Below are 15,934 nucleotides of genomic sequence, written 5' to 3' on the forward strand. Positions count from 1 at the left end.
GAATCCGGTTAAAAAATTTCGAGTCTTATGGCATTTATCGGCTACGCACGGCTTATCGAACAATTCTCATTGCAGGTTCGCCCCTTGGATGCGCCTGCATCGACCAGCGGCTCCGTCAATAGAAGAGTCGACACGCACGACCGGATTCTATTTCCTAGAAATGTTTCAGTCGACGACTCGCCCGTAGGCCATCTCGAATTCGCGCTGCGACATGAAGGCGTCAATCTGGAAGTTATCGATGCCGCGTTCCAGCACATCTCGCCAGTTGATCTTGCGACCCGGCTTAAAGCTGCGCCAACCGGAAATCACATTCGACGGGCATGCTACTTGTGGGAGTGGCTTACCGGCGGTGACCTACCGACCACAGGAATCGCCATGGCCGGGGGATACGTTGATCTGTTTCCAAGAGAGGCCTACGTCACCGCTGAGAAGCCAGTCAACAAGCCGAAATTCCGCGTTCGCGATAACGCCCTGGGTACGGCCGACTTTTGCCCCATCGTCCGGCTCGACGTTGTGCCCCAGGCGCCGTCAATGATCGAACTATTCGATGAAGCCAGGCGCACTCTCGAAACTTTATCCGACCCGGCGCTTTATGAGCGCGCCGTCAACTATCTGAACTTGTCCGAAACGCGCAGCAGTTTTGCCATCGAGCGCGAGCAACCGAGCTCGGAAAAACAAGAACGGTTTATCCAGCTCTTGCGCCGCGCGGGTGAACCGGTAGTCGTTGACGAAGACTGGCTGGTCGACTTGCAAAATACCGTTGTGCGGGATGTATTCAGCCAGGAAGCGTCGTATCGGACGACACAAAACTGGCTCGAAGATGCGACCGGGAAAATCTCATTTTTTCCACCACCGCCCGAAGATTTGCGACGCCTCATGGACGGGTGGGAAGCGTTTGTCAGCGAACGAGGCCGATGCAATGACGTATTGGTGAAAGCGGCCTGCGCTGCATTTGGATTTGTATATATCCATCCGTTCCTCGATGGCAACGGCCGGCTTCATCGTTTTCTAATTCAGCATGTCCTGGCAAGGTCAGTTCCGCTTCCCGGAGGCGCCATCGTTCCGGTGTCTGCAGTCATCCTGAAGGACATCCCGGATTACCTCGCCGTGTTGACCCGGTTTTCGCGTCCTGTGACTAATCTGTGGCGCTACACGCGCGGTGATGTCAGCCCAATGGTGATCGAATCGCCGCCGAGCCGGGCTTATCGGTTTTTCGATGCAACCCGGGAAGTCGCGTTTCTGCACAAAATGATTCGACTTGCCGTCCAAGAGGAGATACCACGCGAGCTCGCATGGCTGACCGGTTACGACGTCGCCTTTCGACAAATCGATACCGAGTTCGACCTGCCTCAAAAGGATATTTCCGCTTTGATACGGATGATTCAGTCCAACCAAGGGAACATCTCGGCGAACCGGCGCAAGCAGTTCAGCCATCTGCCAGCTACGGTGCTCGACCGGATCCAGGAGATTGTGCGAGATACATTTTTTAGCGCTATTGGTAGCAAGAACGAAAACTAGGCTGATCTTTTTTCAATAATCGCTTCGAAACTCGCGGAAAATATGGCTTTTACGAATTAAACGAGTTTTTTGCGAGCGGGGGGCACCGCAATCCCCTCTTTTGCAACTACGCGGCGCGATTTATTGGCGAGTTCGCCAAGGACACTCCTGCAGCGCTTCCACCGGCACAACCGTTGCTACCCTTCCCAGTTCACCCCGCCAACATTCAGACATGAGGATCTTACGAATGGCGTACGAGCTCTATTACTGGGATGGCCTTCAGGGTCGCGGCGAATTCGTTCGGCTCGCACTCGAAGATGCGGGTGCGGACTACATCGATGTGGCGCGCGGCGCCAAGAAAGACGGCCAGGGCACGGGCGCGATGATGAAGATCATCGAAAGCGAGAGCGAACCACATATTCCCTTCGCGCCGCCCTTTCTCAAAGACGGCGAGCTGATCGTGCCGCAAGTCGCGAACATCCTGTTTTACCTTGGTCCCAAACTCGGCCTTTCGCCCAAGGACGAAAAGCTGCGTTACGTTGCCAACGGTTTGCAACTCACCATCGCGGACATGGTGGCCGAAGTCCACGATACCCATCACCCGCTCGCCTCCGACCTGTACTACGAGGACCAAAAGGACGCGGCGAAAACGCGGGCGAAGGATTTCATCGACAACCGGATTCCGAAGTTCATCGGTTACTTCGAGCGTGTGCTCAAGCAGAATCCTCACGGTTCCAGACACATGGTCGGCGATCAAATCACCTACGTGGATCTGTCGGTATTCCAGCTTGTCGAGGGCCTTCACTATGCCTTCCCGCGCGCAACCAGGACATTCGCAAAGCAATACCCGCACGTGCAAGCGCTCCACGACGCCGTTCTGGATCGCCCCAACATTGCCGCATATGTCGATTCGGAACGCCGGATTCCCTTCAATGAATCCGGTATCTTCCGGCATTATCCCGAGCTGGATCAGGATGCCTGAGCGCGCCTGGACTCGCTCGGCCCTTGAATAACCGTACTCAAAGGAGCATCAGATGGTTGAAACGATTCCCTCATTTGGACTGGGTACTTTTCGTGTGGATGCCGAAAAGACCGTGAACGCAGTCAAGAGCGCGCTGCAGCTCGGCTATCGCCATATCGATACCGCGAAGTTCTACAACAACGAAGAGTCCGTCGGCAAAGGCGTGCACGATTCGGGCATTCCGCGCGAGGACATCTGGGTCACGACGAAGGTCTGGCACGACCAGTTGCGCAGAGAAGATGTGGTGAAGAGTCTCGTCGATAGCCACAAGAAACTGAACATCGGCACGATCGATCTGGCGCTTGTCCACTGGCCGTCGCCCGACAGCGTGGTGCCGATCGCAGAAACCATCGCGGGATTCCAGGATGCGCAGAAGCAAGGGCTGATTCGCCATTTCGGCGTGTCGAACTTCACCGCACCGCTGCTGGAAGAAGCGCTGAAGGTGCCGGGCGGCGAAGGTATCGTGACGAACCAGTTCGAGATCAGCCCGTTCCTCGCCAACCGCAAACTGGTCGAAGCGACGCAAAAGCTCGGCGTAAAGGCGACAGCGTACATGCCGCTTGGCGAAAGCCGTGCGCACAAGGATCCGACGCTCAACGAAATCGCGAAGAAGCATGGCGTGACGGCCGCGCAAGTGACATTCGCGTGGCTGCTGTCGCGCGATATCGTGGTGCTGTCTGCATCGACGAATCCGGAACATCAGCAGGTGAACTGGGACTCGCAAAAACTCAAGCTCGACGCCGACGACATCAAAAAGATCGATGCCCTCGACGAAGGCGAACGCCACGCCAAGCCGCCTTTCGCGCCCAAGTGGTGAATTAGCGGTTGCATGCTGGACAGCCCGGTCTTGTGCAGGCACGACCGGGTTTTTTATTGCCGCGACACCCGCAGCGCGTGAAGTCCCCGCGCCCGGTCGCCGGTGATATCCTTGCCCCCGCAAACCTCCGCCTCGACCCGATCAAACCCAGCTCACGTGCTTTCATTCCTCCTCAAGCTGCGTACCCGCGCACAGCGCCGGTTCCGGTTCTCCGAAGCCCATACCATGCTCGTGTGGGCGGTGATCGTCGGCGTGGCCGGGGCGTTTGCGACGGCGGCGTTCCGCAGTGGTATCGACGAATTGCAGCGGCTCTTTGGCGGCACGAACGGGAACTTCGTCGAGATGGCCACCCGCCTGCCGTGGCCCGTGCGCGTTACGTTGCCTGCAGCGGGTGGTTTGATCGCGGGACTGTGTCTTCTGATGGCGCGGCGTCGGCCGACCAGTCAGGCGCATGCGGACTACATGGAAGCAGTGACAATCGGCGACGGCGTCGTGCCTGTGTCGCAAAGCCTGTGGCGCAGCGTCTCGTCGCTGTTCACCATTGCGAGTGGCGGGTCCATCGGGCGCGAAGGTTCGATGGTGCAACTCGCCGCACTCTGTTCTTCCCTGATCGGCCGCTGGGTTCACTTCGATCCCCCGCGCCTGCGCTTGCTCGTCGCGTGCGGCGCGGCGGCCGGAATCACATCGGCGTACAACGCACCCATTGCCGGCGCGTTTTTCGTGACCGAGATCGTGCTCGGTTCCATCGCGATGGAAAGCTTCGGGCCGATCGTCGTCTCGTCGGTGGTGGCGAACATCACGATGCGCGAATTCGCGGGGTATCGGCCGCCTTACGAAATGCCGGTGTTCCCGACAGTGACCGGCGTCGAAGTGCTGCTGTTCGTGCTGCTCGGATTGATATGCGGCGTGCTCGCGCCGTATTTCCTGCGCTTGCTGTCGGCATCGAAGGAACGCTTCGCACTCTTGCCCTTGCCGGTGCCCATCCGGCTCGCGCTCGGCGGGTTGATCGTCGGCGTGGTTTCGATCTGGTATCCCGAGGTCTGGGGCAATGGCTACGAAGTCGTCAACTCGATCCTGCATCACGCGTGGACCTGGGAAGCACTCGCCGCCGTGCTGCTCTTCAAGATCGTCGCGACCGCAGCGACTGCCGGCTCGGGCGCGGTCGGCGGGATCTTCACGCCGACGCTGTTCGTGGGCGCGGTCGTCGGTTGCCTGTTCGGACTCGCCGCGCACGCCATCTGGCCGCACTCCACCTCCGCGCCGTTCGCCTACGCCATGGTCGGCATGGGCGCGTTCCTCGCCGCCGCCACGCACGCGCCGCTGATGGCCATCCTGATGATCTTCGAGATGACGCTGAGCTATCAGGTCATGCTGCCGCTGATGCTCTCGTGCGTGGTGGCATTTTTTATCGCGCGGGCCTCGGCGCAGACATCGATGTACGAAGTCACCTTGCGCCGCAATCGCGATGAAAAGGAACGCGTGCGCCTCGCTGCCACGCAGATGCGCGAACTCGTCAAGCCGGCTGACACGATCGTGCAACTCGATGCCGACGTGAAGGCCATGACGCGCGTGTTCCTCGAGTATCCGGTGAAATACCTGTACGTCGTCGATACAGACGGTCTGTTTCGCGGCGTAGTCGCGCTGAAGGACATCACGTCCGACCTGCTCGACGAACGCGATACCGCAGTCAAATCGGCTGCGGATTATCTGCAACCGCATTTCGATGTGCTGACGCCCAACATGTCGCTTGGCGAAGCATTGCAGCACTTCATGGCATTCCAGGGCGAGCGTCTGCCGGTCATCGACTGCGCGGCGCGACCGGTCCTGCTGGGCGTGGTGTACAAGACGTCGCTGCTAGATGCTTACTTCCGCCTCAATCCTGCCTCGCGCTAGGTCAGGACAAACTCGCGTTGAATTTGCGCGCAGCGTGCAAAAACGTGGCGTCCACGGCGGCCAGGAAAAGACGCGCTGCATCTAGAAATCACGCGAAGAACTTCTTGCCGCGTCCGGCCTCGGCTGGCTTTGCGCTACATCTGAAATCGTCAGTCGATTCGCTAAAGAGTGGCGGCCACTGATTGGCATAACCCTTGCTCGAGTCATCGCTGATAATCTTGTACTGCCTTGATCTGATTCGTTTTGTTGTCAGGAGGGTTGGGCGATGAAAACCTCGACGGTGTTATCCATGGCGCTGGTCTCCGTGTCCTGCTACGCGGCCCCGCTTCACACGGGAGACGGAGCTGCCGACGCCGCGCGGCAAGAGCAGGCGACGCGCGTGGCGCTGGCCCTCCGGGCAAACGCAGCGCCAGTCTCGCCACCCGCGCCCGACATCGCCGCACAGGAAATCGATCACGCGCGCTGGCGCCACGTGCCGTTGCCGAAATCGCACTCGCCTAGTCACGGCATGGTGAGTCAGGTAGTGCAAGTCCGTACATGACTCAACCACAACCCAGGACACAGATGACCGATACACGCATTAGCGAAGGCCTGAACTACGAACCTATCAACGATGAAATTGCGCAGGTTCTCCGCGACGTTAAGTTCCCGGCCAACAAGGACGGCATCGTCGATGCAGCACGCGCCGCGGGCGTGAGTAATGACGTAATCAGTGTGTTCGACGGCTTACCCGAACAGGACTACGCAAGCGCCGATGCAGTCGAGCAATTGCTCGGCAGTGGCGCAGGCCCGGGAATATCGGCTTGAAATAAAGCACCAGTTCAGGCGGTCCCGGCCTTTTCAGTCCCAAACACCACCCGGCTGAAGAACTTGGCGAGCACCGACTCGGACATCTCGGCCCCGCAGCCTTGCGGGTCCGAAGTATAGAAAAACTGCATTCCATCGATCAACGCCGTCAGGCCCAGCGCCAGTTCTTCAGCCGGCATGGGTAACGGCGTTCCCGCACGCTCCGAAAACGCGACGATGTACGCCGTCGTCATCTGCAATAGCTCCCGGATGAATGCATTGAATTGCGCGCGGAATTTCGCATCGCGGCTTGACTGCAATTTCGCTTCGACCCAGAGCAAAAAACACTTGTTGTCGCGATAACAGACGCTGTAATACTGCAGGAGGCGCGCTTCCATGTCGGCGCGCGTCGCCTCGCCCTCGAAGATGGAATGCAGCCGTTTCATGATGACGTCGTGATCACGCTTGAGAAGATCGAGGAACAACGCCGACTTGCTGCCGAAGTTCGAATAAAAAGCGCCGCGCGTATAACCGGCCGACGCCGCGATGTCCTCGACACTTGCCGCAACAAATCCCTTCTTCATGAAAACCGCTTGGGCAGCGTCCATCAAACGCTCTCTGGTTTGATCGCGGCTTTGTTCCCGGGTCAGGCGAATTCGTTTCATCCGCGAAGTTTATCATCTCAAAAATTTAGATACAGAGTCGATTCCAGATACAGTGTTGTATTAGAATGCAACCCGTATCTCGGTATCAGCACACTCCAAAGCATGTGGGCATTGGCTTTCGGACGCTTCGATCACCGCAACCAAACTGCTTGAATCTCATGAAAACGCGCTGCATCAGGCTGAGTCGGCGCTGCGCGTTCACCGTTTTGCGTCGAGGTCATCCGTGATTCTGCAAGTCTGTCGTCGCATGTTCTCGCTGTTACCGCGGGTTGAAGGCCGCTCGGTTTCCTTCCGTGCAGCGCTTGTCGGATCTATTGGCGTGGTCGCCGTCGTGACGTTGGCCGCGTGCGGCAAGAAGGACGCGCCGGCCGTTGTCTTGCGTCCGGTGGTCGCCGTCGCAGCACAGGCCGATACCCGCGCGTCGCAATCGTCGTTGCCCGGAACCATCGAATCGCGTTATTCCACGCCGCTGTCGTTTCGTGTCGGCGGGAAGATCATCGAGCGCCGCGTGCGGCTTGGCGACCGGGTGAAAGCAGGTGACGTCGTGGCGCGCCTCGATCCCGCCGACAACACCAAGAACGCCACTGCAGCCGCCGCCCAGCTCTCCGCGGCGCAGCACCAGTTGATCTACGCCGAGCAGCAGGTCACGCGCGACCGGTTACAGGCACAGGAAAACCTGATCTCGCGCGCGCAGCTCGAACAGACCGAAAACGCGTACGCCGCAGCGCTCGCGCAGCGCAATCAGGCGCAAGCGCAGTCGGCGTTATCGCAGGATCAGTTGAAGTACACCACGCTCATCGTCGACAAAGCCGGCGTCATCACCGCTGAACAGGCCGACACGGGGCAGAACGTGTCAGCCGGACAAGCCGTCTACAACCTCGCATGGAGCGGCGAGACCGATGTGGTGGCCGATGTGCCGGAGACGGCGCTTGCCTCGCTTGCAGTCGGGCAGAACGCTACGGTCAGCATCGGCGCGCTTGCCGGCAAGAAATTTGCCGCACGCGTGCGCGAAGTGTCCCCGGCCGCCGATGCACAGAGCCGCACGTACCGCGTAAGGCTCACGCTCGAAGCGCCCACGCCGGAAGTCCGGCTCGGCATGACCGCCGATGTCGCCTTCGCGCAGAGCACAGCTCCAGCTTCCGGCACCCCGGGACAGTCATTCACGCTGCCTTCCACGGCACTGTTTCATGCCGGAAACTTGCCCGCCGTGTGGGTCGTGAAGGCGGACAACGCGCTTGAATTGCGTCGCGTGGAAGTGTCGCGTTATGGCGAGCGTACCATGACCGTATCGCAGGGAATCGCGGCGGGCGAGCGCATCGTATGGCAAGGCGTCCATACCGTTTCCGCCGGCGAAAAGGTTCGCGTGGTCCCGCCCTTGCATCCGGAAGATTTCGCGTCATGAGCGATCAAGAGGGCAAACAGACGCGCGACACCTCCGCCGCCGAGGCAGCGGCGGCAGCGGTGGCTTCCGGCGATTATCGTCACGAAGAAGGCCGCTTCAATCTCTCCGCGTGGGCGTTGCGGCATCAGGCGCTGGTCGTCTTCCTGATCGCAATGGCAACGATCTTCGGCGTGCTTGCGTACGCGCGGCTCGCGCAATCCGAAGACCCGCCGTTCACGTTCCGCGTGATGGTCATCCAGACCTTCTGGCCGGGCGCAACCGCGCGCCAGATGCAGGAACAGGTCACCGACAAGATCGCGAAGAAGCTGCAGGAAACGCCATCGACGGACTTCCTGCGCAGCTACTCGCGCCCCGGCGAATCGCTTCTGTTCTTCACGATGAAAGACGGCGCACCGGCGAAGGAGGTGCCCGAAGAGTGGTATCAGGTGCGCAAGAAAGTCGGCGATATTGCGTACACGCTGCCCCGGGCGTGCAAGGCCCCTACTTCAACGATGAATTCGGCGACGTCTTCACCAACATCTACACGCTGGACGGCGACGGCTTTTCGCCTGCGCAGCTTCACGATTACGCCGACTCGTTGCGCACGGTCCTGCTGCGCGTGCCGGGCGTCGCGAAGGTCAATTATTTCGGCGATCAGGACGAGCGCGTTTATGTAGAGATATCGAATACGCAATTGACCCGGCTTGGCATTTCGCCGCAGCAGATCGCGCAGGCTATCGACGGGCAAAACGCCGTCGCCCCCGCCGGCACCATGAACACGCCGAATGACCGCGTATTCGTGCGCCCGAGCGGCCAGATCACCGACATGGCCGCGCTCGCCGACACGCTCATTCGCGTGAACGGCCGCTCGTTCCGCCTTGGCGACATCGCGACCATCAAGCGCGGTTACCTCGATCCACCTTCCACGCAAATGCGTTCGGGCGAAAAGCCTGTACTCGGCATCGGCATCACGATGCAGCCCGTCCAGGACGTCGTGCGTCTGGGCAAGGCGCTCGACGCACAAGTGGCGCAACTGCGTACGCAACTTCCCGCCGGCCTCGTGCTGAACGAAGTGTCGAGCATGCCGCACGCGGTATCGAAGTCGGTGGACGACTTTCTCGAGGCAGTGGCCGAAGCTGTCGTGATCGTGCTGATCGTGAGTCTCGTGTCGCTGGGTTTTCGTACCGGCATGGTCGTCGTGATCTCGATTCCGGTCGTGCTCGCCGTGACCGCGCTCTTCATGTATCTCTTCGATATCGGCCTGCACAAGGTCTCTTTGGGCACGTTGATTCTCGCGCTGGGCCTCCTGGTCGACGACGCGATCATCGCGGTCGAGATGATGGCCGTAAAGCTCGAACAAGGATGGAACCGCTCGCGCGCCGCGGCTTATGCCTACACGAGCACCGCCTTCCCCATGCTCACCGGCACGCTCGTCACCGTCGGCGGCTTCCTGCCTATCGCGCTTGCAAAATCGAGCACGGGTGAATACACGCGCTCGATCTTCGAGGTATCGGCGATCGCGCTCATTGCATCCTGGTTCGCGGCGGTCGTGCTGATTCCGCTGCTTGGCTACAAGCTGTTGCCCGAACGCAAGCGCGAGGCACATCACGCGCATGATCACGAACACGATATCTACAACACGAAGTTCTATACGCGGCTGCGCGGCTGGCTCGCGTGGTGTATCGAGCGGCGCTTTGTCGTGCTTGGCATCACGCTCGTGCTGTTTGTCATTGCCATGGCGGGCTTCACGCTCGTGCCGCAACAGTTCTTCCCGAGTTCGGATCGTTCGGAACTGCTCGTCGATGTCCGCCTGCAGGAAGGCGCGTCATTCGAAGCCACGTTGCGCGAGACCAGGCGTCTGGAGAAGGTGCTCGAAGGACGTCCCGAGATAGATCACATCGTGAACTTCGTCGGCACCGGCGCGCCGCGTTTTTATCTGCCGCTCGACCAGCAATTGCCGCAACCGAACTTTGCGCAGTTCGTGATCACCGCGAAGTCCGTGGAAGACCGCGAGAAACTCGCAAGCTGGCTGGGACCTGTTTTGCGCGAGAAGTTTTCATCGATAAGAACACGCCTTTCACGGCTCGAAAACGGTCCGCCGGTCGGCTATCCCGTGCAGTTTCGCGTGAGCGGCGACGATTTGCCGACCGTGCGCGGCATCGCGGAAAAGGTTTTCGCCGAAATGCGCGCCGACAGCGGCACGACCAACGTTCAATACGACTGGGACGAACCATCGGAGCGCTCGGTGCGCTTCCAGATCGACCAGAAGAAAGCGCGTGAACTCGGCGTCAGTTCGCAAGACGTGTCCAATTTCCTCGCGATGCAATTCACGGGCTACACGGTCACGCAGTATCGGGTGCGCGACAAGCTGATCAGCGTCGACCTGCGTGCGCCGCAAAGCGAACGTGTCGATCCGGCGAAACTCGCCACGCTTGCCATGCCCACACCGAACGGTCCCGTGCCGCTCGGGACCATTGGGCATGTGGTGAACGACCTGGAATACGGCGTGATCTGGGAGCGCGATCGACAGCCGACCATCACCGTGCAATCCGATGTCAGCGCGGGTGCGCAAGGCATCGACGTGACGCATGCGATCGAGAAAAAACTCGATACGCTGCGTGCGAGCCTGCCGGTCGGTTACAGGATCGAAGTCGGCGGCCCGGTCGAAGAAAGCGGCAAGGGCCAGGCTTCCATCAACGCGCAAATGCCGATCATGGTGATCGTCGTGCTGACACTCTTGATGATCCAGTTGCAGAGCCTCGCACGCGTGATGATGGTCGTGCTGACCGCGCCGCTCGGGCTGATCGGCGTGGTGATCACGCTGCTGCTTTTCAACAAGCCATTCGGTTTTGTCGCGATGCTCGGCGTGATCGCCATGTTCGGCATCATCATGCGCAATTCCGTGATCCTAGTGGATCAGATCGAGCAGGACATTGCGGCGGGGCATCCGCGTTTCGATGCCATCGTCGGTGCAACCGTGCGGCGCTTCCGGCCGATCACGCTGACCGCAGCCGCCGCCGTCCTCGCGCTGATCCCGCTCTTGCGCAGCAACTTCTTCGGGCCGATGGCCACCGCACTGATGGGCGGCATCACGAGCGCGACCGTGCTTACGCTGTTCTATTTGCCGGCGTTGTATGCGGCGTCGTTCAGAGTGAAGCGCCATGAGCGCGCGGATTACCAGGAACCCACTACGCCCGATGCTGGAAACGGAGGCCGGTCATGATGCGTTATTCCCTGGCTGCCCTTGGGGTTGCAGCCGCCCTGTCCGCCTGTTCGTTTGGCCCGGACGGAACGCCGCCCATATTGCCGCCGGTACCGCACTACGGCGTATCGGCGCAACCCGCGCGCACCGTGATGGCCGAAGGCGTGACACAGACCTTCGATGCCAACGCGAGACCCGTCCCCGACTGGTGGAAGCTCTACCAGTCGGACGCGCTGAACGCTCTTGTCGATGAAGGCCTGCGCAACAGCCCGAACCTCGCCGCCGCCGATAAAAGCCTCGCCGCCGCCCGCGAACAACTGCGGGCGCAAGTCGGCTCGTCGATGCTGCCGAGCATCGACCTGGGCGGACAGGCCAACCGCGAACGTGCGATCGGCGTGCCGAATTTCGGGCCGCCGACCGTGCTCTACAACCTGTTCGTCGGCCAGATCCGCGCGCAGTACACGTTCGATCTGTTCGGCGCGGCGCGGCTCGCCGACCGCGCGCTGGCGGCGCAGGTGGACAGCCAGTCCTGGCAATTCGATGCCGCTCGTCGAGCGCTCGCGGCGAACATCGTGACCGGCGCAATCAGTGCGGCCGCGTTGCACGCGCAGATCGACACAACGGAGCGCCTCGTCGTTCTCGCCGATGAAGACGCGCGCGACACGCAACGCCGCTTCGAACTCGGCTCGGCGTCGCGTTCGGACGCGCTCAATGCGCAATCGGGCGCGGCTTCGTTGGCCGCGTCGCTTCCCGGCTTGCGCGCCCAATGGCTTTCGACGCGTCACGCGCTCGCCGTCCTGCTCGGCCGCACGCCGGATCAGGCGCCCCCCGATCTCGATCTGGCGGCGCTCACGGTCCCGGCGAACGTGCCGGTCGTGGTGCCATCGGAACTGCTTGCCAGCCGGCCGGACATCCAGGCCGCCGATGCCCTGCTCAAGGCCGCCGCCGCGCAGGTCGGCGTGGCGACCGCACAGATGTACCCGAGCCTGTCGCTGTCGGCGCAAATGGGGAAAGCCGGGTTTAGCTGGCCCACGGCGCTGTCCGGCGCGGGCGCCATCTGGGGTATCGGCGCATCACTTTCGCAGCCGCTCTTTCATGGCGGCGCGCTGCTCGCGCAAAAGCGCGCGGCGCAGGCGAGCTACGAAGCCGCGGTCTCGCAGTACAAACAAACGGTGCTGACCGCGTTTCGCAACGTCGCCGATTCCCTCGCAGCGCTCGAGCAAGACAACCAGGCGCTGAATTTCGCCGATACCGCCAGCCGCACCTCCATGAACGTCTTCTCGGATTCCGCGGCCCGTGCGCGGCTCGGCGCAATCCCGCCGTCGTCGGTTCGGGCAAGCGAGCGGCAGTATCGAAATGCCAGGCTCGATGCAATCCGCTACGAAAGCGCACGCCTGACCGATACCGCGCTGCTCTTCCAGGCGATGGGCTCGCCGAACGGCGGTACAGCGAACGTGGCTGCGGCGAACGCCAAATGAATGGCGTGGCCGGGAGAAAACCACTCACTATTCGGATAAATCCCGTTATCTCGGACTGCCGTTTGCCATAGGCTTGCGTTCTTTCGTGCAATCCGAGGAAATGCCATGTCTCGCCCACCGATCCGCGACGTCTTCCGATTCGCTCATTTGGGACTGGAAAAAGTCGCGCTGGCATGTGCTGCCTTCAGCTTGATGCACGCAACGGCCCGCGCCGATGAACCGGCACCGCCTGAACCCGCGGTTGTCGATCAATGGGCCTTGCCAGCGGGCGTTCAACCGGGCGTCCCGGACGCCGATCAAACCGTCCGGAATACTGTTCGCGACGATCCGTGGGCAAACCCGGCCGCAGTACACATGGTGCAGGACGATTCGTGGAGCGCACCTTCTGGCAATCAGGTCAGATCGGGAGAGCAACTGCACGCAGTCACACCCGCTCGACAAACAATGGCGGCAGCCGACCAGCCGGGCCGACCGGCGCACCCCGCCAACGTCCTTGTGATGGACAGCTCGAACTGGAACGAAACGCCGCGCGGACGTTCGCCCGGCCTGATCGCCAGCAACAATGCATGGCGCAAGCGCGTAGCGCCCGATTCGGCCGCGACGATCGAACGCGACGCCACAAAACACAATCGGGGGACTCAACCGGCCGCAGTGTTGAAACTTGATGGCAGTGCGCAATCCGATCCCTGGATCACCCCTGCAGCAGCCTCCAAAGGTGCCGACAACGCCGCAGACTGGCAGAACCTCAGGCTTGCATCGGCGCATCAGCCACGAAGCTGCAATCGCGACTGGAGCATCTTCTCCGGCCCGGGTTGCCCGGATTCCAACAACCCTGCCGATTCAGCGAAGGGCACACAGGTGCAGGCAAGCGGCAATACCGTGCGCCGCCTGATCGCCATAACGCCGGACGGTCGCTGGCGCGCTCCGCTGGTTATCGACGCCGAGGCTTCGCCGCGAAAGTAAGCGCTTATGCGCCGCCGACCTCAACCCGGTTACGTCCATCGCGTTTCGCACGATACAACGCCAGATCAGCCGCTTCGATAAGCTGCTTCACGTCTTCGCCAGGTTCCGGCACTTGCGTTACGCCACCCACACTGATGGTGACGCACTTGGCAACCGCGCCGGCATGCGGCACGGCAAGCGTCTCGACCGCCGCGCGAATTTTTTCGCCGAGGAGGCGCAATCCCGCAGCCGACGTAGACGGCAGCACCACGGCAAACTCTTCACCGCCAAAGCGCGCAGCGAGATCCGCAGGTCGGTTCAGGCAAGATTCAACGGCGCGCGCGACGTGCTTGAGCACATCGTCACCGGCGACGTGACCGTAGGTATCGTTGTATGACTTGAAGCTGTCTACATCGATCATGAGGAAACCAAGCGGCGACTTGTCGCGCGCGGCGCGTTTCCATTCGGCGCTCAGATAATCATCTAGGCAACGCCGGTTCGACAAGGCCGTCAGCCCGTCCGAATTCGTGAGGCGCTGCAATTCCAGATTCGTTTCCAGCAGCTTCTGCTGCGACGTACGCAACGCGCGATACGCCTCGTCGCGCTGCGTGAGGTTCAGGTACGAGCGCGAGTGATAACGGATCCGCGCGATCAGCTCGATGCTGTCCGGCAACTTCACCAGGTAATCGTTGGCACCTGCCGCAAACGCCGCGCTCTTGATGCGCGGTTCCTCTTTCGTGGACAACACGATGATCGGGATATCGCGGGTCGACTCATGTTCACGATACTGCCGCACGAGCGTCAGTCCATCCACGCCGGGCATCACCAGGTCCTGCAGGATCACGGTCGGCCGCGTGGCTTGAGCCACGCGCAATGCGTCCTCCGGATTCGCGCAGTAATGGAAATCGAGCCTCGGCTCATCCACCAGCATGCGGCGCACGGCTTCCGCGACGATCGTCTGGTCATCGACGAGCAGCACCATGACTGCGCTTTCCGCCGCGCTCGGCATGTTCAGGGCGTCGTTGAGCAGGTCGGCGGCGTGTGTAGCCGCGGCCGAAGTGTCCTCGCTGGGGCTTTCCGGCGCGGCGTCCCGGCTCTGCGCCTCACGTCGGGCACGCTCTGCCAGCGGGTCTGCATTTCGATGTTCCATGACTGTCCTGTGTGATCCTGAATACTCAATCGGTTCTCAAGCGCGAGCTCATACGCCTCGCTTGCGCGACGATGCGAACGCATTGACGGCAGCATTCGCGATGTTCTGAAGCGGCAGGATGGAAACAGCCGCATTGATTGCGGCGGCCGCCTTCGGCATGCCATATACAGCGCACGTCGCCTCGTCCTGGGCGATCGTGTAAAACCCGTTGGCGCGCATGGCCGCCAACCCCGCGGCGCCGTCGCGGCCCATACCGGTCAGCAGCACGCCGACCGCGTTACCGCTCCAGCGCGCGACGACGCTGTTGAAAAATACATCGATCGAAGGCCGGTACGGCGTCGCCTCCGGATCTTTCGTGTAGCCAAGCCGGTTACCGCCGCCAAAATGCAGGTGGTCGTTGGTCGCGGCCAGCAGCACCTTTCCCGGCTCCGGACGATCGCCCTCGCGGGCAATGTACACCGGCAATTTCGACTGTGCGTTCAGCCATTCCGCCATCCCGATGGCAAACGCCTGATCCACATGCTGCACGATCACCGTCGCCGGCGTGAAATCGGCCGGCAGCGCGGCGAGCAACACCGCAAGGGCTCCGGGACCGCCGGCCGACGCGCCTATCGCCAGCAAATCCGTACCGGGTGTAATACGCGGCGCGGCACCCAGCGGATTCGCAGCGGCTTTTGCCCGCTGCTGCGCCCCGACCTGGTCGATCTTCGCGATCAACGCGGCGATCCCGCGCTTCGCGTCGGGGCCGGCGAGCGCGGGGGTATCGACGGCATCGAGCGCGCCTGCGCCCATTGCCTCGTACACGCGCCACGAGTTCGCACCCACGTCAACTGTCACGATCAGGATCGCGCACGGCGCCTGACGCATGATCCGCCGCGTGGCTTCCGTCCCGTCGACGTGCGGCATCACGAGGTCCATCAGCACGACGTCCGGCTTCTGCGCCGTGCAGTAATCCACGGCCTGCACGCCATCGGTCGCCACCCAGATCACATCGAAATCAGGCCGCGTCGCCAGCGCCAGGCGCGTGGCTTCCACCGCAAGCGGCATGTCGTTCACTATTCCGATCTTCATTGCCAGCCCCCAGCTCTCTCGTTTTTATAAC

12 protein-coding genes and 1 pseudogene are annotated in these 15,934 nt (G+C 61.4%); 10 read left to right on the top strand and 3 right to left on the bottom strand.

Going from position 1 to position 15,934, the window contains the following annotated elements; translation table 11 throughout:
- Positions 1–27: 27 nt before the first annotated feature.
- The 6 genes from AX768_RS07775 (at position 28) to AX768_RS07800 (ending at position 6,035) form a co-directional block, all read left to right on the top strand.
- Positions 28–1,518 (top strand): Fic family protein, encoded by a 1,491-nt coding sequence (locus tag AX768_RS07775; RefSeq protein ID WP_061999484.1) that lies wholly within the window; start codon positions 28–30, stop codon positions 1,516–1,518.
- A gap of 226 nt (positions 1,519–1,744) precedes the next feature.
- The gene (locus AX768_RS07780) at positions 1,745–2,479 is read left to right on the top strand and encodes a glutathione S-transferase (RefSeq protein WP_061999485.1); all 735 of its coding nucleotides are present in this window, start codon (positions 1,745–1,747) and stop codon (positions 2,477–2,479) included.
- Positions 2,480–2,531: 52 nt separating this feature from the next.
- Positions 2,532–3,335, top strand: a complete 804-nt coding sequence (locus AX768_RS07785) for an aldo/keto reductase (protein WP_061999486.1) — start codon at positions 2,532–2,534, stop codon at positions 3,333–3,335.
- A 156-nt stretch (positions 3,336–3,491) separates the two neighbouring features.
- Entirely contained in the window at positions 3,492–5,228 is a 1,737-nt protein-coding gene (locus AX768_RS07790) for a ClcB-like voltage-gated chloride channel protein (RefSeq protein ID WP_061999487.1), read from the top strand.
- A 265-nt stretch (positions 5,229–5,493) separates the two neighbouring features.
- Positions 5,494–5,769, top strand: coding sequence for a hypothetical protein (locus AX768_RS07795; RefSeq protein WP_061999488.1), 276 nt, complete (start codon positions 5,494–5,496; stop codon positions 5,767–5,769).
- 23 nt (positions 5,770–5,792) lie between these two features.
- Positions 5,793–6,035 carry a DUF2795 domain-containing protein gene (locus AX768_RS07800; protein WP_061999489.1) on the top strand — a complete coding sequence of 81 codons (243 nt, stop codon included), beginning with the start codon at positions 5,793–5,795 and terminating at the stop codon, positions 6,033–6,035.
- 14 nt (positions 6,036–6,049) lie between these two features.
- On the opposite strand, the gene AX768_RS07805 is transcribed toward AX768_RS07800, so the two are convergent.
- Complete coding sequence (locus AX768_RS07805; protein WP_061999490.1) at positions 6,050–6,679, bottom strand: TetR/AcrR family transcriptional regulator; 630 nt, start codon at positions 6,677–6,679, stop codon at positions 6,050–6,052.
- A gap of 247 nt (positions 6,680–6,926) precedes the next feature.
- On the opposite strand from AX768_RS07805, the gene AX768_RS07810 reads away from it, so the two are divergent.
- The 4 genes and pseudogenes from AX768_RS07810 (at position 6,927) to AX768_RS07825 (ending at position 13,703) form a co-directional block, all read left to right on the top strand.
- Positions 6,927–8,081 (top strand): efflux RND transporter periplasmic adaptor subunit, encoded by a 1,155-nt coding sequence (locus AX768_RS07810; protein ID WP_062000858.1) that lies wholly within the window; start codon positions 6,927–6,929, stop codon positions 8,079–8,081.
- A pseudogene (locus tag AX768_RS07815) lies at positions 8,078–11,283 on the top strand (efflux RND transporter permease subunit). Before AX768_RS07810 ends, AX768_RS07815 begins: the two are co-directional and overlap by 4 nt.
- Positions 11,280–12,740 carry an efflux transporter outer membrane subunit gene (locus AX768_RS07820; protein ID WP_061999491.1) on the top strand — a complete coding sequence of 487 codons (1,461 nt, stop codon included), beginning with the start codon at positions 11,280–11,282 and terminating at the stop codon, positions 12,738–12,740. The pseudogene AX768_RS07815 and the gene AX768_RS07820 overlap by 4 nt, the downstream one beginning before the upstream one ends.
- A 105-nt stretch (positions 12,741–12,845) precedes the next feature.
- On the top strand, positions 12,846–13,703 hold the full coding sequence (locus AX768_RS07825; RefSeq protein WP_086386581.1) for a hypothetical protein: 858 nt from the start codon (positions 12,846–12,848) through the stop codon (positions 13,701–13,703).
- Positions 13,704–13,707: 4 nt separating this feature from the next.
- Here the strand turns inward: AX768_RS07825 and AX768_RS07830 are convergent, their stop codons facing one another.
- Both AX768_RS07830 and AX768_RS07835 read right to left on the bottom strand, forming a co-directional pair.
- Positions 13,708–14,832 carry a diguanylate cyclase domain-containing protein gene (locus AX768_RS07830; RefSeq protein ID WP_061999493.1) on the bottom strand — a complete coding sequence of 375 codons (1,125 nt, stop codon included), beginning with the start codon at positions 14,830–14,832 and terminating at the stop codon, positions 13,708–13,710.
- Between the two features lie 48 nt (positions 14,833–14,880).
- Entirely contained in the window at positions 14,881–15,903 is a 1,023-nt protein-coding gene (locus AX768_RS07835) for a chemotaxis response regulator protein-glutamate methylesterase (RefSeq protein ID WP_061999494.1), read from the bottom strand.
- Positions 15,904–15,934 lie beyond the last annotated feature (31 nt).

The sequence above is a fragment of the Burkholderia sp. PAMC 28687 genome (assembly GCF_001577465.1).
Classification (GTDB): domain Bacteria; phylum Pseudomonadota; class Gammaproteobacteria; order Burkholderiales; family Burkholderiaceae; genus Caballeronia.